Below are 19,378 nucleotides of genomic sequence, written 5' to 3'. Positions count from 1 at the left end.
CATGAAAAAAATTACTTGCTATATTATTACCGGAATGCTCCTTGCCGGCACTTCGTGTAAAAAAGATTTCCTGGATCGTTATCCTCAGGATGGTATTGCACCTGAACTGTTTTTCAAATCGGAAACAGATCTCTCTTTGTATGTGAACGGGCTACTCAATTTACCCGGCACCGGACAATATCTGAGCGATCAAAGCAGTGATAACACTGCTTCCACAGCAGCATTGGAAATTAAAAACATGATGGTGGGAACCCCAAGTTCCCAAACCATTACCTCTGGCTGGGATGCTAAACAGGATTGGAGCCGTTTACGTAATATTAATTACTTCCTGGACAACTACAGCAACGCCAAAGTAACCCAGGATGTGAAAGATCATTATGCAGGTTTAGCCAGATATTATCGCGCTGCATTTTACTATGATAAAGTAAGCCGTTACTCAGATGTTCCCTGGTATGGCACTACCGTTAAACCCAGCGATTCAGCCCTCTTCAAAGGGCGCGATCCCCGCGCAATGGTGGTAGACAATATCATGGCCGATCTTTTGTTTGCTGCGCAGCATATCAAAGAAAAAGTACCTGGTGGTACTCCCAACGTGTGGGCAGCCAAAATGTTGTACGCAAGAATTGCACTCTACGAAGGCACTTACCGTAAATATCATCCGGAACTGAACCTGCAAAGCACTGCCAGCCGGTTCCTTGATAGTGCCCGTGTACAGGCAACTGATATTATCAACGCCGGTAAATTCTCTCTTTATAATACCAATCAGCCTAACCAGGACTATGCTACCTTATTTTCCAGCCTCGACCTGTTAAAGAACCCAGAAGTAATACTGGCTTGTCCTTACGACTATACGAAAGATGCCACTAACAGCAACAGCAATGTGAACGGAACGGTATTTGGCGACTACGAACAATCACCTTCCCGCGACCTTGTGCAAACTTACCTGATGAAAGATGGTAAGCGCTTCACCGATATGGCAGGTTACGATAAGTTGCAGTACGTACAGGAATTTCAGAACCGTGATCCCCGCATGCAGCAAACGCTAGCTGCTCCCGGATTTAAAAGAGCGTCTGATGCCACCCCTTATATACAGCGACTCAATAAAAACTTCACCGGTTATCACCAGGTAAAAGGCTACGCTAACTACACAGATAATGCCATTGCAGGTAGCATGGACTTTCCTGTATATCGCTACGCGGAAACCTTGCTGATCCTGGCAGAAGCTAAAGCAGAACTGGAAACGCTGACCCAAACTGATGTTGATCAAACCATCAACCTGTTGCGCAGCCGCGCTGGTATGCCTGCTATGAATATGGCTTTGGAAAATGCTACCCCTGACCCGGTACAAGCTGCCAAGTTCCCGGATGTAATCGGCAAAAACAAAGGAGTAATCCTCGAAATACGCCGCGAAAGACGTGTGGAACTGGCACTGGAAGGTTATCGCTATAATGACCTCATGAGGTGGCATGGCGGTAAAGTCCTGGAAAAAATACCTACTGGCATGTACTTCCCCGGCCTTGGCAAATATGACCTGACCGGCGACGGTATAGAAGATATTATCCTTATTGGTAAAGACAAGGACATTCCAACGGAAGGTGCTAAAGAGAAGAATTCATTAGGCATCACTTTGAACTATTATAAAGCAGGGGCTTTCGGGGATGACGTCACCGTGTACCTGACCAACGGCACCGGTGGTGGCGCTATTGTTACCGAAACCCGGACCCGCCTCTTCAAAGAGCCGATGTATTACTACCGTCCTATCCCTTACACACAGGTAGCACTGAATCCTAATCTGCTGCAAATTTTTGGCTGGCAATAAACAACACAATGAACAGAAGAGATATCCTGAAACATACAGGCCTGATGGCAGCCGGCACCCTACTGGGACCGGCCGCCTTAAAGGCAGGCACGCCCGATCATGGGAAACGTACACCCATACTCACTATAGCGCATATAACGGATGTGCATATACGTGAAGATCTCAATGCCCCTGCCCGGTTTAAAAAATGCCTGGAGCAGGTAAAAAACCACAACGTCGACTTCTTCCTGAATGGCGGTGATGCTATCTTTGACGCCTCTTATGATGATGTAAAAAGAGAACGCGTTACACAGCTGTGGAGCGTCTGGGACGACTGCATCAGCAGCCTGAAAAACTATGAACTTTTCAGCTGTATCGGTAACCACGATATCTGGTGGAAAGCGCCCGCTAAGGACGATCCCATGTATGGCAAAGACTATGTGGTAAAGCGACTGAAAATACCTCATCGTTACTACAGTTTCACCCGCAAAGGCTGGCATTTTATTATCCTGGATGGCAATAACGATAAAGTATCACTCGATGAAGAACAATATCAGTGGCTGGTAAAAGATTTACAACAGTTGCCCGCCGGCACCCCTACCCTGGTGATGTCGCACTACCCGATATTGGGTGTTACCCCCATATTGGTGGGTGGCGGCCATTCCGATCATCAGCAACTGAAAACACTGTTCTTTCAGCATCGCGACAAAGTAAAGGTATGCCTCAGTGGTCATAATCACCTTGCCGATAATGCGGTGTACAATGGCGTGCGGTACTGCTGCAATGGCGCGATGAGCGGCTTCTGGTGGGGTGAAGGAGATAAAGAATCTGCCGGAAAAGGTTATTACCTGGAAACTCCTCCCGGATATGCTATTTTGAAATTATATGCCGATGGAACCGTGGAAAATGAATACATCGCCCACGCAGAATAAAACTAAAAACACAACAGCGCACTTACGGGTGCGCTGTTGTGGTATATATAAACCCCTGTTGCATGTGCTATGGAAATCTTGATAATTCACTACTGTCAAATACCCATTCCGGCGTCAGTAACTTTCCCGAAAAAGCAGCCGGATACCAGGGGTCAGCGCTGCCCGGATTTTTCAACACATGTATCTGTTGCGCCGGCATATAACTTTGTGCCAGCAGAAATACCCGCTCGTTCTTCGCATTTTCTGCCACGTCCATTACAATCACCGCATGACCGGGTGCGCCGCCTTTGATAAATACATCTCCCGGCAGTATACTGCGTGTATCCTTCACCGGTAGTAGTGTTTTACTGAGCGACATCGTACCAGCCCAGGAAAACACCGTTTCAAGATATTGGGCAAAGCAGGCAGGTCCGCTGTTGGCGGCTGCCTGTCTTACTTTCAGCAAACGATTCTTTTGCAACACAAAACGATCTCCTTTCATCCAGTCGCTGTAACTCATTTTAGTACCATCCGTTGCATTGAAACTGATTTTGCCGAAAGCGCCGTTGGCGTATAAATATTCGGCATATAGGCGCATCACCGCGTCCGCACATTGCTGCAGGTCCTTGTTGCCCACAGAAATATCCAATACCGCATATTGCGCCTGTTGGTTGTTTTTTAATTGTCCGTTATAGAGATGTACTTTGTTATCTGCGTTCAGCTGCATCATGCGCAGCCAGGCGCCAAAAGAACCGGACGATTGTGGCAGTCGCTTATACCCTGCCGGCAGCGGAATTTCTGCTACAGACCGGGAAGGTGCAGGGTTACTTACTTTCGGATGAATGGGCCAGGTAAGTATCGCCAATAAACCCGAAAGAATCATCATCAAAGGTTTCCACATTATTGTCATCTCCAGACATTTTACAGAAGATGCCGGTTGCCGGCATTTCCATAAAAATATTTTGGGGAGATGGATACCTGCGACCAGCTGCTCTTATCCGGGGATATCCCGGAACCCTCGCCCCTAAACACATTGTATTAATATAGAATATCAATACAATCCTCCACCCGGTTTATTCAAATCCCGATCTGAAATTTTACCTTTGCCCGCATGTCGCTATTTATTACATCATTGAATTCGGGAAGCAACGGGAATTGTTATTACATTGGCAACGACCAGGAAGCAGTATTGGTAGACGCCGGCATTTCCTGCCGGGAAACGGAGAAGCGCATGACCCGACTGGGGCTTTCAATGAAAAAGGTAAAAGCGATCTTTATATCGCATGAACATATAGATCATATCCGCGGGGTAACGGTACTGGTGAAGAAATACCAGCTGCCGGTGTACATTACCCATGCTACCATGACGCATGGCGGGCTGGCGCTGGACCCACTGCTGGTCATGTCATTTAATCCTTATGAGCCGGTGGAAATAGGTACTTTAAGCATCACTGCTTTCCCCAAATTTCATGATGCGTCAGAACCACATAGTTTTATCGTAACCGGTAATGCCGTTACTATCGGGGTATTTACGGATATCGGTGCGCCGTGTGAGCATGTGATCCGCCATTTCCAGCAATGTCATGCTGCGTTCCTGGAGGCTAACTACGATGAAGAAATGCTGGACAAAGGCCGGTACCCTTATTACCTGAAAAATCGTATCCGTGGTGGCAAAGGACACTTGTCCAATACACAGGCGCTGGAAATATTCAATCAACACCGCCCGGCATTCATGAGTCTTTTGCTGTTGTCGCATCTTTCCCAGGATAATAATAACCCCGATCTGGTACAGGCGCTGTTTGATCAACATGCCAACGGCACCGGAATCGTGGTAGCTTCCCGTCACCGGGAAACGGCCGTATACCGCATTACCGCTACCAACTTTGTGGATATGCCTGCAGCAACGCCGTTATCAACGGCCACAGCGGAAGTACCACCAGGAAAATTATTTTAACCCGGGTGCGCTTTTTCTTAAAAAAGAGCACTCCTCCCAGTAAAAATAAGTAGAAAAGCACCAGCGGAACTACCACGGGACTTAGTACAAAAGCCGCAAACAAGAAGGTATCCCATTGTTCTCCCGGATGAATAGGGTCATAACGTCGTTTCCAGAAGTGCGGACGAAGACGATGTTCTTCCACATACTGATTAAACGCTTCCACACTATGGAAGGTAATTGTCGTACAGCTGGTTTCATCTGCAATAAGATATACCCCGTTATCTCTTTCTCCAATAATATGATTCCGGTAGAAGTACCAGTCATGAAAATAAACGCTGTCTGACGCTACATCCGGGCATTTCAGCCATCGCACCTCCGCCCTGTAGGCACTGGTGCCGTCATATTCCATCTCGTTCCCGCCGGGAGTAGGCTTCACCCAGGAAGAAAGACCACTGCCATCAGCAGATCCAAATATCAAACAACTTATCAGTACAAATAAAAAACGCATGTTTTAACCGGGTGATTGAACCGGGTGTAAAATAGATAAATCTATTGGCATGTTTTATGGCAGCTACCAGTTACACTAAAAAAACTATCATCATGGAAACTATTACCACCGCTGCTACCAACGAAGTATTGAACGACCTGATCGCTGTTAATAACGATCGGATTGAAGGCTATGAAAAAGCCTTGAAAGAAGTAATTTCAGAAGACAGCGACCTGAAAGGACTTTTTACCGATATGATCGCAGAAAGCCACCAGCTCCGCAACGCCCTGGGCAATGAAGTACAGGCCGGCGGTGGCACCATGGCAAGTGGCACAACTGCCAGTGGTAAAATATACCGTGCCTGGATAGATATAAAATCTGTTTTTACGGGTCACGACCGCCACACCCTGCTGGCCAATTGCGAAGCAGGAGAAGATGCGGCACTACGGGCTTATAAAGATGCACTGGATCATGAAAGCCTGCCGGCATACATCAGTGAATTGCTCAACCAACAAAAGGAAATCCTGAAACAATCGCATGATAAGATAAAGAGATTAAGAGATAACGCCAGAAAATAACCTGCATCTAAAAAACGTTATATTGCAGCCATAAATAATGCCTGCATGACGTACGAATTGCCAGCCATCTACCATCGCCTCCGAAAGAAATATCCGGTAGTAACCGAGGCGGAATGGCAACTGCTGGACTCCATTGCTACCGTAAAACATATCAAAAAAGGAGAATCCTTTCTGCGCTATGGAAAAGTAGCCAGATATGCGGCCTTTGTGATATCCGGCATGTTCAAGTTTTCTATCGTAGACGAAGAAGGCAGTGAAAAAATTGTAAAATTCAGCTTTATTGACGATTTCCTCGCCAATTGTGAGAGCTATAATAAAAAGGCGCCTTCTGCGGTAAGTATTATCGCCGTGGAAGACGCTGTCGTGTTGAGAATCAATATCAAAAAATTGCAGCCTTTATACGACCTGCACATGAATTTACTACACGTAAATCTGCAGCTCTACCAGGAAATATTGGAACAACAATCCGAACATCAATACATTCTTTCTTTAAAAAGTCCTTTACAGCGCTACAAATTTTTACTGGAACGCCGGCCGTTTATTATCCAGAAAATATCACTCACCAATATTGCCCGCTACCTCTACACCAGCCGGGAAGCCCTTAGCAGAGCGCGTTTGTTCCTGTTAGACAAGCACCGGAACTTTTGTGATTGAGATCACAGTCGCCCTCTTTGCAGAATAATAGCTTTGTATCAAAAAACACGATGAAACAAAGCATGATTTTACTGCATGGTCTTTTTGGCGGATTGAGTAACTGGACGGAAGTAATCGCTCATTTTGAAGCAGCATACGATATTCATATTCCCCCGCTTCCTATTTATGATCAACACAGTGAAGATAATCTTGCTTACCTGGTGAAATATCTCGCCGGCTACATTGAAGCAGCACAACTGGAAAACGTTATCCTGGTGGGCAATTCGCTGGGAGGCCATGTAGCCATCCTCTACACACATCAACATCCCGAAAAAGTGAGTCGCCTGATTCTTACGGGCAGTTCTGGCTTATATGAAAATACCACTATGGGCAGCTTTCCCAAACGTAGCAACTACGACTATATTAAAGGGCGCGTAGCCAATATTTTCTATGATCCTGCCACTGCTACCGATGCATTGGTAGCTGAAGTATTTGCAACTACTACTGACGCCCGCAAATGTTATCATATCGTCAAGATGGCGAAATCCGCCAACCGCAATTATGTAGCAGACCTGCTACCAGCTATTGCTACGCCGGCATTATTAATTTGGGGAGAAGATGACAGGGTTACGCCGCCTGATGTGGCGTTACACTTTAAAAGCTTACTGCCGAACGTATCACTGGTCATGCTTTCCGCTTGCGGTCATGCACCCATGATGGAACGTCCGGCAGCATTTAATTCCGCGTTGGAATTATTCCTGCATTCTGCGGAGTTGTAATTTGCGATAGCCGATCCACGCCAGCACAGCGGCGATCAGGAAAGGCCATATCTGCACAAAAAACAAAAAGATGTTACGCAATACGACTGTCCCATCCTGCAAGGCGGTCAGCAGTTCTGTGCCGAATCCTGCGCGACTCACCGCAGCGGGGTTCACCACAATCTGTACATCTGTTACTTCCGGCTGATAAAGTTGCACCGTCAGTGTAGAATAATTCACATCGTCTAAAATGGCCAGATTATTCATTCTGCGATCAATCACCGCATCATCTTTCTGATCTTTGTAGGTGGCTACATCCAGCGGTGTAGCGTTATCACCGGCCACTACTTTCTCTACCGGTGGTTTGCCTTGTTTCTCACGACGTGCGGCCATCACTTCTTCCTTGGCGGCTTGTTGTTCGTGTTGCTCATTCTTCAGCGCATTCGCCAAATACTTGAGCGTCATGTCCTGATCTTTGATTGTGCGATGCTCAATATAACTGGCGATACCCGTCAGCGATTGATCAACAGAATCCAGTCGATCTGCCGGTACTTTCAATGTAAGATTTGCCGTGGGTGTGTATATCAGCATTCGTTTGATGGAGTCCGAACTATACGGCAACTGATATTGTTGTACACTTTCATTCGACAAGCTGCTTTCCGCTACCACGCCACCTAAACTGGTGACCAGGTGTTCTAATTGAGCGGTGGCCTTAAACACGCTAGGGACACGGCATCGCGTGTCGGCCGACTTCACTCTTTTTCGGGAAGGGGAATTAATACCGGTGATGTCATTGGAAAAAGAAGTAGAGTCGGCAGTAGCAGCCATGGCTCGATCTTCTTTTGATAGGTTGCTGCAGGCGCAAAAGCCTAATACGGGGATGAGCAAATAGTACAGTGAAGGGCGCATAACAGGAAATTTAAACTTTATACGCTCGTGCCGCAAAAGGTAACCTGCTGGAATTGTTAAAATCAGTTAACAGATTTTAGGAAGATGGGTAAGGCTATAATTTATGTATCTTTATTATCTATCAACAATATCATGCCCGTACTTCCGCAAAAATATCAATCCAGGAAAGCAGCCATTACCGCCAGTTTTATTGAAGCGGTGAATCAGCATATAGATCAGATCCTGGATGGCAGCGTTGACCGGATGTATCACATTAAAGATTTTGCCAGCCAGCTATTCATTCATCCGGTGCATCTGAGCAATACGATTAAGTTGCATACCAATCATGCGCCCTGTTATTTTTTTGAGATGCGGTTAATGGAAGAAGCCCGGAAGATGTTGAGAGATCCACGGCTCACCATCACAGACATTGCTACCCGACTTACATTCGACAATTCTAATTTTACGAAATTCTTCAAACGGTTTGAAGGGGTTACGCCGTCTCAATACCGGCAGCAATCTGAAACAGAGCAGAAAGCTGAAAGCATAAAGCAAAAAGCTATTGTCGCGAATGATTAAAGCGTAATACTATCCGCAATGATCATTCGCAACAATAGCTTTTTGCTTTATGCTTTCAGCTTTCTGCTATTTATCAGATGTAACGCTGTAAATAAATAGGTTTCAGGAAGAAGTAATTGTTCAGTGGTTTGTTATCAAACAAATCACCATCATCAAAATAGAATCCGTTGGTAAATTCTGTTTTGGAGTTCAGTTGTATTTTCCCGGTGTTATGTTCTACAATAAAATACACTGGAATAATCACATAATACTTACCGCTTCTCCCGGTAAATTTATTCCAGCGGATGTCCAGCTCCTGCATCCGAAAGAACCGGGGTTTCAGGTCGCTGGCCACATTGGTGGAACAATCCAGTTTTGTAATTTCTCCATGATCTATTTCTGCCTTCAGGGAAAATGCCAGGCTGATAGCGCCTGATTTCATGGGAATCAACGCCGTATCAATGAACCGGCTTATTTGCTGATAGGTGTTGTTGAAAGCGGTTGCCTGTTGCGCCTGGGCACTTGTAGCCAACCAAACAATGAGCATCGGGACGATATAGCCGGTCAAACAGCTAAATCGCTTAGTACCTGTTTTCATACGACATGAAATAACGTTAACGCCTATCCTATTTACCTAATTAAGATACGATTTCTTACGGGCAAAAAGATTGCAGCCGGATAAAAAAACGTAGTTAAAACAGATCAGGCTGAATGGCATCTCATTGTATATGGCAGGTAAATATTATTTGAGCAGAAAGCAGAAAGCATAAAGCATAAAGCTATTGTCGCGAATGATTAAGGCGTAACACTATCCGCAAAGATCATTCGCGACAATAGCTTTATGCTTTATGCTTTCTGCTTTCTGCTCAACAAATAATGCGCAATAGCTACTTCTATGCAGGGAATAGCCAGGATGAGCAGGAAGGTGGTTAATATGCCTTTCTGTATGCCTTTGAGAAAATGGTCTATCTGCAGGAGGGCGATGTTCACAAATAAACCTCCTTTCAGCAGCGTAGCAATTTCTGTTTGCATTACTTCCGCACTTACTTCTTCCTGCAGTCCAATTTTTTCCGTAAGCAGTTGGCGGATATATTTTTTGATGATAAAAGCCAGCCCGGCTCCTTCTGTGGTACGAAGCATGAAAGCAGCCACCTGTCCCTTTGCACCAGTAGCGGCTGCCTGTTGAGTTAGCGTTTGTCCGTATACGTTATATATCGCTGCACCAACAGTATCTATCAGCTGGTTGGAGCTAAGCCGGGATACGCCACCATCTTTAGCGCTAAACAGGGCATTGATAGCTACGGTTGCCTGCTCATCAAATATGGCGGGGACATGTTTTGCATATACCTCACGATGGGCTTTGATATCCTTACGTACACTGTTAAAGAAGCCCCACTTAAATGCAAAAAAGCCTGCCAGCACCGGCAGCAGGAAGAAATAGGTGTAAGCGATATACCGTAGCCATTGATGAGAACGATCTACGAGTATCCGTTTGCGTAAGAGGATCACTAATACCACGGCTACTACAAAGGCCAGGAAACCGCTTAGTAGGGCGCCCCAGATAAAGGTTACAGGATTGGTAAATTCACCAATAAGGTTAAAATACGTAACAACGGATTTCATCAGTACAGAATTTTTTTGGGGTACAAGATAATGTAAAACCGCCTGTTTCCCGCCTCTTCCCGGTTGGTATCCCGTCGTCAGATGTAAACTAACTGCCCATAAACCGCTACCCGCACCGCATTATCACGATGGTTATCCAGTTCATTTTAATTTAATTTGGCTGAAATGGAAAAAGGATTACTTTTACATACCAAATGGTCGGTTTTATATGAAGGATACCAGAGAACTAATTCTCAATGCCTCTTTAAAGCTCTTTCTGCAGAAAAGTTTTAAGGAAGTAACGATGAAAGAGATTGTGACAGAAACAGGGCTATCGAAAGGTGCATTTTACCACTATTTCAGCAGCAAGGAACAGGTATTTGAAGAAGTACTCCAGTTCTTTTATGGAGATGTGATGGCTGTACAGTATGATACTTTTCCCAAAGATTCACTACTGGATTTCCTCCACACCTACATTGCGAATGTAGAAAAACAGATGAAATCAGCTAAGTATACAATGGGCACAGATTTCAGCTCGAACCACTACATGCTGATTTTCGACGGACTGAAATTGCTGCCGCACTTCAGAGAAGAGCATATGGAGCGCCAAAAAATAGAACTGAAAGCCTGGACAGACATCGTAAAAGTCGCCCGAAAAAAAGGAGAGATTAAATCGGCCATGTCGGATGGACAAATTGCACGATTGTTTATTTATTGCGGCGACGGTATGGGTGTCAATTACATCATGACTGACTCCTTACATAAAGCATCCAAAGAGCTGCTGCCGCTATGGGAAGGATTGTATTATACGTTGAAAGCTTAAATATCGTATAGGCGTTAGCGCATATCGCAAAGTAATCCGGTAAAAATTTGTTTAACGAATAAACAATTATACACCGGCAATATCATATATGCCATCGCATTAGTTTATCCCGCAAGGCCACCTTATTGCAGGGCTAACCGTACATTTCACAGGAATTGGCAACAATTCTTTTTTTTAACATCAAAAACATACCGACTGGTCGGAATTATATCCGGCACAGGAGATCTATGCAAACTATTTTTCACACTTAAAATAAACCGAGCGTTCGGTTTTACATTCAACGATCAAACAATTCATATGAAAAAGAAAGCCTTAAAACTGCTGGCCATTTCCCTGATAGCCGCAGCAGCCGTAGGTACTGGCGCCTGGTTCCTGGTAAAATCCAGGTCATTTGCCTCCACAGATAATGCGCAACTGGATGGCGACATTGTTCCTATCCGCTCCGGTGTAGCCGCCTATATCGATGCGGTTCGCTTCCACGACAACCAGTCCGTGAAGCAAGGCGATACGCTGGTGCTGCTCAACACCGTTGCCCTGCAAGCCAAAGTACAACAGGCCATCGCACTACTGGAAAGCGCAAAGCAAAACCTCAGTGCATCCGACCTGAAAGCATTGGCCAGCAGTCAAAATGCACACGCCTCCGTACAAAATGCAGCCTCCGATAAACAAACCATCGCCGCTGCCGCAGCCAACCTGGCCAAAGCCCAACAGGACTTCGACCGATCCACCCAACTACTCAACATCAAAGCCACCACACTGGAACAACACGAAGCCGCCAAAACCACGCTCCTCCTGGCCCGCGCCGATTATGAAAAAGCGGTCAACCGGGAACACAGTACCTATACCACCGCCCTCGGACTGGCAACCCAGGCCAAAGCAGAACACCAACAGATATCCGTGGGACAGGCACTCGTGAAACAACGACAAGCCGAACTTAAAATGGCCGAGGAAGAACTCAGCCACGCCTACGTCACCGCCCCCTTCGATGGCTTCGTCACCAAACGCGCTATCAAAGCAGGACAGTACATCAGCGTAGGACAAACCCTCTGTGCCCTCATCGACAATCAGCATTTATGGATCACCGCCAACTTCAAGGAAACGGAACTGCATAAAATAAAAACAGGGCAGCCCGTTGAAATAACGCTGGACGCCTTCCCGGATGCACCACTCCATGGTCACGTGGCTTCGTTCAGCGGCGCCACCGGTGCTAAATTCTCCCTGCTGCCACCAGATAATGCCACCGGCAACTTCATCAAAATTACCCAGCGCTTTCCCATCCGGATCACCATCGATCGGCCAGGCAACAACGCCCTGTTTCCCGGCTTAAGCGCCCTTGTGAAGATTAATATCCAATAACATGACTACCACTACCATCCCCACTCCCATCACTTACCCTACCGGCGCCGCACGGTGGATACTACTGCTCACCGCCGTTTCCTGCGCCGTACTGGAACTGATTGACACCACCGTGGTGAATGTATCCCTGCGGGAAATCAGCGGTAATATCGGCGCTACCACCACAGAAATTGCCTGGGTGGTAACCGCCTACAGCATTGCCAACGTGATTGTTATCCCCCTCTCCGGTATGCTGTCGAACCTGTTCGGCAGAAAGCGCTATTTCACCGCCTCCGTGGCCCTCTTTACCTTTTCTTCCTTTATGTGCGGCTGCTCCACCAGCCTCTGGGTATTGGTAGCCTGGCGCTTTATACAAGGCATTGGCGGCKGTGGTATCCTGTCGACCGCACAGAGTATTATCATGGATGCTTTTCCGCCGGAGCAAAGAACTACCGGCCTCGTGATATTTGGCTTAGGCGTGATACTCGGCCCCTCCTTTGGCCCAATCCTCGGCGGCTATATCACGGATAATTTTTCGTGGCACTGGATCTTCTTTCTCAACATCCCTATCGGCACGGTGGCGGCATGGTTGTCGTGGCGCTATGTACAGGACCTTGCCGATGCCGAAAAGCCACGCATCGATGTATGGGGCATTTGCTTCCTGGCCATTGGTATTGGCTCCCTGCAATACATCCTGGAAGAAGGGACTACTGCCGATTGGTTTGCCAGCAGTGACATCACTTTCTTCTTCGTGCTGTCCGTAGTAGGATTGATTGCTTTTGTAATCCGGGAATTGTCGATCGACTACCCAGCTGTTAATCTCCGGCTGTACCGCAACTTCAACCTGGCGATGGGTAGCGCCATGAACCTGATTGTGGGCATCATCATGACCGGCACCCTATTTATTTTCCCGCTCTTTGTGCAGGTATCACTGGGGTGGACCGCTACACAAACGGGCGCATTTATGATTCCCGGCATGTTGGTCACCATTGTGGGGATGGCCATCGTAAAGAAAACCATGGAGAAAGGCGTGAACCCTAAAATCATTATCCTGACCGGCCTGGGGCTTACCTGTCTATTTCTTTTCATGATGTCTTTCTCCTCTCCGGAATCAAACAGCAACAATTTCTTCTGGCCTTTCATGATTCGTGGAATAGGCGCCGTGATTATGGTGATGCCGGTAATAGGGCTGGCCACAGCCGGTTTACAGGGCAAGGACCTGGCGCAGGCGGTGGGCTTATCCAACATGTTACGGCAATTGGGCGGTGCCTTAGGAGTTGCCTTGCTGAACATCTATCTGAGCCACGAAAATGCTGCGGTTCGTATGAACATCATACCCGCCATCAGTATCTATAATCCGATTAGCACTAACTATATCAACAACATTCAGCAAAGCATGGCAGGCCAGGGCTACGGCCCGGAAGAATCAGCGCAACTCGCCTGGCAACTGACCGATAGCGCCGTCACCAAACAAACCTTGCTGATCAGCTATAATCATGGATTCCTCCTGGTAGGCATGGTGATGCTGCTGGCCGTACCGCTGATCCTGATGATACGGTATAAAAAATCCGATGCACCCGTTGCCATGACGGATGCGCACTAATACAAACTTATAAACACACATCAATGAAACTTTTTCTGCTCACTATACTGACCGGGTTAACGCTCACCGTCCATGCGCAAAGTAACCAGCTCCGGCAGTTGAGCCTGCAACAGGCCATGGACCTGGGCCTTGCCAACAGATACGACCTGAAAGCCAACAGATACAATATTACGCTGGCGGATAATGCGCTGCAAAAAAGTAAAACTGCGTGGCTGCCGGATATCAATGCCACTGGCAATATTCATTACCAAACACAGTTACAGGCTACTTTTATTCCACCTGGTTTTGTAGGGTCCGATAAGCCTACCCTGCTGGCATTGGGCGCCAAAAACGCCACCATTCTGGGTATAGAGCTGCAACAGCCGGTACTGGAGCCCACTCTCAACACGGATATTAAAATTGCCCGCAATCAGCTGGCCCTCCAAAAAGAGAAAAACAGGTCAGATGAAATCAATATCAAAGTGCAGATTGCCACCGCGTATTACAACGTGTTGCTGAAAGATTTACAGCAACAGATCGCCACAAAAGATCAACAACGATTCCGTGAATACTATGAACTGGCCGATGGGAAATACCGGCAGGGCGCCCTTATTGAAACAGACTACCTGCGCGCACAACTGGATTATCAAAACGCTAAAATCACGGCCACCAGTGCTTCTCAGCTTTATGAGCTGGCCATGAAAAATCTCAGATATCAAATCAACATTCCCGTTAATGATACACTCACGTTAACGGACACACTGGCGACCAATCAAACAGCTGTATCTGCCGGCAACAGCTACACTAACAGAACCGAGATCAAACAGCTGCAAATAACACAACAGACAATACAACTGGAATTACGCAAGGCACGGCAGTATGGTATTCCCAGCCTCTCTGCCACCGCGAACTATTCACAACAATTTTTATACAACAACTTCGATTATGCCCGTGGGCAATGGTGGAGTCCTTTTAGTTATGTGGGTGTAAAATTGAGTATTCCGGTTTCCGGTCATCTTAAAAATCAGCATAATATCCGGAACTATCAGTTACAGGCCCGGCAGGCGGCCGACCAGCTGCAGCAGCAAACAAACGATGTGTTATTTGACATACAACAGGCCACCATTGAGTTAAACAATGCTTTGCTGAATGTAGAGAGCGCCCACAGTAATTACGCGTTATCTGAAAAAATTTACCGGCAGCAACAACAGCAATTTGCCCTGGGCAGCTTCGCTTATAATAACCTACTGGAAACAGAGCGGTCTATCAGCTCCGCGGAACAGCAGTATATCAAAGCGCAGTACGATTATCTCATTGCGCAAATAAAATATAACAAAGCAACGGGCACCTATTAACATCTAACAGTGTCGTATATACGATCATGTGCAGAGTGGGCCGTTATACAATGAAATGAGCCAGCGCTATAATAGCGCTGGCTCATTTCATTTAACAGGTAACCCGTATTAATGCTTGTTTCCGGTACCATCTGTAGGATAGGCGCCCAGGTCTTTATTAGGACCATTGCCAGCAGCTATCGACGTAGATATGCCCGCCCAGGTAGTAACACCTTTGCCAATCGCCGCAGAGGTAGATTGCAAGTGAAAATCATTGTTATTAGCAGCTCCATTGGCTACTAAAAATGCGTTATTGAAATTTGTAAACATGGGATTAGCAGTGGCTATACTGGTAGAAATAATATCTGTAGGCTGCGGTTTACCTGCTGCGCCGCCAGGATAATATCCGTTCCGTAAATTTACCACGATGGCCGGACCAGCAGGCGTGGCCGTCAGTGGTGTATTATCCGTAAATGAATCTGCGGTAGAATAGAATAAGTTATTACCATAAGTAGTATGAGCAATATCTGCATCTGTAAAAATTTCCAGTCCATGATAACAGTTTACTATCACATTATTGTATACATGGCCTATAGCGCTCACACCTACAGAAACTCCTCTGCCTGGTTCACCTGCTCCTCTTCTCCAGCCGCAGGATACAGTGGTGTTGTTGTATACGTCCACGGTGGTTTGGGCAGTAGTGACTACTGTTGCGGTTTCTAATTTAATACCAGTGCCAGCCTGGCTGTAAACCACATTATATGCTACGATGCCGGTAGCGCCAGTCTTTAAATTGATGGCTTCTCCATCATTGCTGCCACCGGATTGAATGGTGTTTCTAAGAATGGTTACCTGTGCACCTCCAAATAAACCTAATCCGTCATCCTGGCCATTGAATATCCAACTATCTTCAATATCAACTTTAATGGGCTTACTAACGACTAATGTCCTTCTGGCGCCGCCTTTATTATCTGCACCACCGGTGTCGAAAATTTTAGTCCATAAAATGGTAACAGCCTGAGCACTATCGCAGGCAAAGCCACCCCATGATCCTGGCGTATGCGTGTCAGAGTCAAATGTAATGGGATTCTTCTGGGTTCCAACAGATTCAAAAACGCCCTGGATTTTAAACTGGGAATTATTCTTAACAACAATGTTAGCACCTTCCTGCGCGTGTAAAGTATCTCCTGCTTTCACATACACATCCTGGTTCATAGTGTATGTTTTCCCGGCTAACAAAGTTCCCTTTACAAATCCACCGATGGTATCCGCCGTGATGGGATTGGAAGGAGGAATAACGGGTGTGCCAACAGTAGTACTATCTTTTTTAGCACAGGATGTCATTGCGATAATTAGAAAGATAGCTGCAAAACAGTTGTAGCGTTTTGTCGTTTTCATTTTTGGTAAATTTTTGAATGAAAGGATTTTTTCTTTAGTATTTATAACGAATACCTGCCAGATAAGAGGCGCCGGTAGCGTTGTAGCCGTTGTTAAAATTGTGGAGTACCACCACTGTCTTTGTATTTAAAAGATTATTTAACTTAACGAACATGGTAAAATGTTTACTGATAGGCGCATCGCCCGATGCCGCGAGGAAAGACATAGACCGTTGGATATAGTCGTCACCGTTATTAGGGTAAATGCTCGTCAATGTTTTACCCAGGAACTGATAAGCGATCTGGCCATTTATTTTAGTCCTTTTATTTCTATATAGCAGGGAAATATTGAGGTCATGTACCGATGCGCCGGTGAGCATCCGATGCTCGTACACCCTGACTGCCGGGTTATTCCGGTCAATTTTCAATGAATTGACATCAGAATAGTTGTAAGCGTAGTTACCACTCACACCGATGTTGCCCATGAATTTCATAAAGGTGAATTCCGCACCCGCAACTTTGGCGTTGCCTGAATTAATAGGCTGCAGATAAGTATTCGGGCCAGTGTTGCCAGCGATAGAATACTCAATGGGGTTGGTCAGGTCTTTATAATATACTCCCAGAAAAAACTGCTCCTCTTCTCTTGGAAAAAATTCATAGCGGATGTCGTAGTTATTGGCGGTGGTATGTTTGATCTGAGGATCACCTTTATAGGAGATGCCGCCGGTGCTGGGCGGGGATACTGGTGCTAAGTCGTAAAATGCCGGCCGGGCAATAGACGCAAAATAAGAGAACCTTAAATTGGTTCTGTCATTCAAGAGGTACTTAATCTGCAGGCTTGGCAAGATATCAGCATAGGACTTGGTCGCATTAGACGGATTAGTGGGGTCGGTGCGGATATAAACAACCTGGGAAGTGCTTTCAGATCTGATGCCACCGAGAATATTTATCTTCGGTAACATAATTTTAAACTGTCCATAATAAGCCGTAATATTTTCGGTAATCGTGTAGTTATTCAGGTTATATGTGCCGGCGCCATAGGGATTGTATACATTCCATTGTGCAGCATAAATATTGGTAAAAGTAGGTTTACCACCATTGGAGGCCGCCACAGGTCGCAGCGTATAATCATCTTCATAGTTGAACCGGTATTTATGTCTGTATAAACCGCCGCCTTTCAATTCCAACTGCATCCTGCCTTTGCTGGTATTGAACGTTAAGTTGCCTCCACCGCTATAATCTTTATCCTGATTATGTTGCCATAAACGATCTATCGTGTCAAAGTAATCAGGAGAAGTAGTGGTTTGCTTTGTCGATGGATCATACACCGTCAGGTTATTCGTATTAATCTGCGCCTGATCAGGTGTTTTCCTCGTGGCATCGGAAATCACACCGGTCCAGTCGAAAAGGAAATGCTTTGATAAAATATGATTTCCAGCGAGCTTGACGGTTTCTATGATCTGATTGGTGGTGGTAGATCTGTAAGCGCTATTCACCGGGCCAGTACCGGGCGTTGTTCTTCCTCCATTACCACCGGTAATGGAAGTGTCTCTGCCGATGGCACCTTCTATCTGATGGGCATATAGCAGGATATTATCTAACGTGATTTTATTCTTTGCGTTGATATTATAGTCGAGGTGTACAATCAGGTTATTTAATAACTGTCTGGTAGAAAATGATTGGGTGATAATGTCATTGATACGGGGCCGGTGATCGGGATCATTGGGGTCCGCGTTGCCGCTGTTAATTTCGGCATCGGAGCCAAAGCATATATTTTGGTAGCTATCTCCGATTAAAAATCCCAATTTGTTTTTAAAAAATCTTTCTCCGTAGGAAGCGCTCAAAGTGCCGGTAGGTGGCGCGCTGGCCGGCTTGAAATCCAGGTTGGACCGGGAGAAATCACCGGGTTGCGCCACATAATTGGCACCATTTCTTTCAGAAGGACTATATTTCTGCACATCCGATGAAGAGAATTTCAGAAACTTCCTGTCGATAAAAATCTGACTGTACCCTAATGCGCCGGTGGCAGATAATTCTCTTACTTCAGGGGCATCTTTGAAAACCAGGTTAATAGTGCCACCAATAGCATCCCCTTCCATATCCGGCAGCAACGATTTGCTCACCTCAATTCTGGACAACAATTCAGATGGTACAACACCTAAAGAGACCAACCTGGATTTGCTGTCGGGGCTCGCTATTTTGACGCCATTGATCAGCGTATTGTTGTATTTAGGTTCAAGGCCCCGGATGATGGCATAGGAATCATCGCCGGCTCCATTGCGCTGTATCGTTACACCAGAAAGCCTTTGCAGGATAYTGGCCGCGTTGATATCAGGAGATTTGGCAATCGCCTGTGCACTTACCACATTCTTTATGTTATCTGCATTTTTTTCGTTGGACCTGGAGGCGGATTCTGTTTCTTTATCCAGTTTCCCGGTAATGCTGACTGCCCGTAGTGTTTTGGAATTCGGCTGCAATGAAATGTCCAGCACAAGCGTCTGTGAGCTATTAATGGTGACGCTCTTTTCAAACTCGTAGTAACCAATGAATTTGACTTTGATCTTATAACGTCCGGGAGTCAGGTCAGAGATGGTATAAGACCCATTAGCGTCTGTTACTATAGTGATTTTGGTATCATCTAAATGCACATAGGCTCCCGCCAATGCTTCTTTTGTGTGAGCGTCTGATATGTTACCTTTTAGGGTGGCGTGTTGTGCAAATAGGAAAGCTGGAAATAGTATTACCAGTAATGATGAGATGAATTTTCCTGGCATAAATG

18 protein-coding genes are annotated in these 19,378 nt (G+C 46.0%); 11 read left to right on the top strand and 7 right to left on the bottom strand.

The window, feature by feature from the left end; translation table 11 throughout:
• Position 1: 1 nt before the first annotated feature.
• Together AC1DFM_RS28415 and AC1DFM_RS28410 are read left to right on the top strand one after the other, a co-directional pair.
• Complete coding sequence (locus tag AC1DFM_RS28415; protein WP_477080163.1) at positions 2-1,819, top strand: RagB/SusD family nutrient uptake outer membrane protein; 1,818 nt, start codon at positions 2-4, stop codon at positions 1,817-1,819.
• Between the two features lie 8 nt (positions 1,820-1,827).
• A complete protein-coding gene (locus AC1DFM_RS28410; RefSeq protein WP_477080162.1) occupies positions 1,828-2,730 on the top strand; it encodes a metallophosphoesterase family protein in 903 nt (300 codons plus the stop codon).
• Between the two features lie 67 nt (positions 2,731-2,797).
• On the opposite strand, the gene AC1DFM_RS28405 is transcribed toward AC1DFM_RS28410, so the two are convergent.
• The gene (locus AC1DFM_RS28405; RefSeq protein ID WP_477080161.1) at positions 2,798-3,619 is read right to left on the bottom strand and encodes a DUF4846 domain-containing protein; all 822 of its coding nucleotides are present in this window, start codon (positions 3,617-3,619) and stop codon (positions 2,798-2,800) included.
• 201 nt (positions 3,620-3,820) lie between these two features.
• Between AC1DFM_RS28405 and AC1DFM_RS28400 the strand changes: the two genes are divergently transcribed.
• Complete coding sequence (locus AC1DFM_RS28400) at positions 3,821-4,663, top strand: MBL fold metallo-hydrolase (RefSeq protein ID WP_477080160.1); 843 nt, start codon at positions 3,821-3,823, stop codon at positions 4,661-4,663.
• Here the strand turns inward: AC1DFM_RS28400 and AC1DFM_RS28395 are convergent.
• Positions 4,584-5,153 (bottom strand): hypothetical protein, encoded by a 570-nt coding sequence (locus tag AC1DFM_RS28395; protein ID WP_477080159.1) that lies wholly within the window; start codon positions 5,151-5,153, stop codon positions 4,584-4,586. The two genes, AC1DFM_RS28400 and AC1DFM_RS28395, sit on opposite strands and share 80 nt — an antisense overlap.
• A 92-nt stretch (positions 5,154-5,245) precedes the next feature.
• Between AC1DFM_RS28395 and AC1DFM_RS28390 the strand changes: the two genes are divergently transcribed.
• The 3 genes from AC1DFM_RS28390 to AC1DFM_RS28380 are packed head-to-tail and all read left to right on the top strand — an operon-like array spanning position 5,246 to position 7,122.
• On the top strand, positions 5,246-5,710 hold the full coding sequence (locus AC1DFM_RS28390) for a ferritin-like domain-containing protein (RefSeq protein ID WP_477080158.1): 465 nt from the start codon (positions 5,246-5,248) through the stop codon (positions 5,708-5,710).
• Positions 5,711-5,755: 45 nt separating this feature from the next.
• The gene (locus AC1DFM_RS28385; protein ID WP_477080157.1) at positions 5,756-6,364 is read left to right on the top strand and encodes a Crp/Fnr family transcriptional regulator; all 609 of its coding nucleotides are present in this window, start codon (positions 5,756-5,758) and stop codon (positions 6,362-6,364) included.
• 50 nt (positions 6,365-6,414) lie between these two features.
• Positions 6,415-7,122, top strand: a complete 708-nt coding sequence (locus tag AC1DFM_RS28380; RefSeq protein WP_477080156.1) for an alpha/beta fold hydrolase — start codon at positions 6,415-6,417, stop codon at positions 7,120-7,122.
• Here AC1DFM_RS28380 and AC1DFM_RS28375 read toward each other — a convergent pair.
• On the bottom strand, positions 7,096-8,010 hold the full coding sequence (locus tag AC1DFM_RS28375; protein ID WP_477080155.1) for a DUF4349 domain-containing protein: 915 nt from the start codon (positions 8,008-8,010) through the stop codon (positions 7,096-7,098). The two genes, AC1DFM_RS28380 and AC1DFM_RS28375, sit on opposite strands and share 27 nt — an antisense overlap.
• Positions 8,011-8,094: 84 nt before the next feature.
• Here AC1DFM_RS28375 and AC1DFM_RS28370 point away from each other — a divergent pair, with 84 nt between their 5' ends.
• Positions 8,095-8,568, top strand: coding sequence for a helix-turn-helix domain-containing protein (locus AC1DFM_RS28370; RefSeq protein ID WP_477080154.1), 474 nt, complete (start codon positions 8,095-8,097; stop codon positions 8,566-8,568).
• Positions 8,569-8,641: 73 nt separating this feature from the next.
• On the opposite strand, the gene AC1DFM_RS28365 is transcribed toward AC1DFM_RS28370, so the two are convergent.
• Together AC1DFM_RS28365 and AC1DFM_RS28360 are read right to left on the bottom strand one after the other, a co-directional pair.
• Positions 8,642-9,145: a hypothetical protein gene (locus tag AC1DFM_RS28365; protein ID WP_477080153.1), complete on the bottom strand. Its 504-nt coding sequence runs from the start codon at positions 9,143-9,145 to the stop codon at positions 8,642-8,644.
• Positions 9,146-9,393: 248 nt separating this feature from the next.
• Positions 9,394-10,170, bottom strand: a complete 777-nt coding sequence (locus AC1DFM_RS28360; protein ID WP_477080152.1) for a hypothetical protein — start codon at positions 10,168-10,170, stop codon at positions 9,394-9,396.
• Positions 10,171-10,378: 208 nt separating this feature from the next.
• Between AC1DFM_RS28360 and AC1DFM_RS28355 the strand changes: the two genes are divergently transcribed.
• From AC1DFM_RS28355 to AC1DFM_RS28340, 4 genes are all read left to right on the top strand, one after another.
• Positions 10,379-10,972 carry a TetR/AcrR family transcriptional regulator gene (locus AC1DFM_RS28355; protein ID WP_477080151.1) on the top strand — a complete coding sequence of 198 codons (594 nt, stop codon included), beginning with the start codon at positions 10,379-10,381 and terminating at the stop codon, positions 10,970-10,972.
• A 297-nt stretch (positions 10,973-11,269) separates the two neighbouring features.
• Positions 11,270-12,328, top strand: a complete 1,059-nt coding sequence (locus AC1DFM_RS28350) for an HlyD family secretion protein (RefSeq protein WP_477080150.1) — start codon at positions 11,270-11,272, stop codon at positions 12,326-12,328.
• Between the two features lies 1 nt (position 12,329).
• Positions 12,330-13,910, top strand: a complete 1,581-nt coding sequence (locus AC1DFM_RS28345) for a DHA2 family efflux MFS transporter permease subunit (RefSeq protein WP_477080149.1) — start codon at positions 12,330-12,332, stop codon at positions 13,908-13,910.
• Between the two features lie 23 nt (positions 13,911-13,933).
• The gene (locus AC1DFM_RS28340; RefSeq protein WP_477080148.1) at positions 13,934-15,244 is read left to right on the top strand and encodes a TolC family protein; all 1,311 of its coding nucleotides are present in this window, start codon (positions 13,934-13,936) and stop codon (positions 15,242-15,244) included.
• Positions 15,245-15,352: 108 nt separating this feature from the next.
• Here the strand turns inward: AC1DFM_RS28340 and AC1DFM_RS28335 are convergent, their stop codons facing one another.
• Positions 15,353-16,621: a right-handed parallel beta-helix repeat-containing protein gene (locus AC1DFM_RS28335; RefSeq protein ID WP_477080147.1), complete on the bottom strand. Its 1,269-nt coding sequence runs from the start codon at positions 16,619-16,621 to the stop codon at positions 15,353-15,355.
• A gap of 34 nt (positions 16,622-16,655) precedes the next feature.
• Complete coding sequence (locus AC1DFM_RS28330; RefSeq protein WP_477080146.1) at positions 16,656-19,373, bottom strand: TonB-dependent receptor; 2,718 nt, start codon at positions 19,371-19,373, stop codon at positions 16,656-16,658.
• Between the last annotated feature and the right edge of the window lie 5 nt (positions 19,374-19,378).

The sequence above is a fragment of the Chitinophaga sp. 05T412 genome (assembly GCF_056396465.1).
This window is presented reverse-complemented; position numbering and strand designations above follow the sequence as displayed.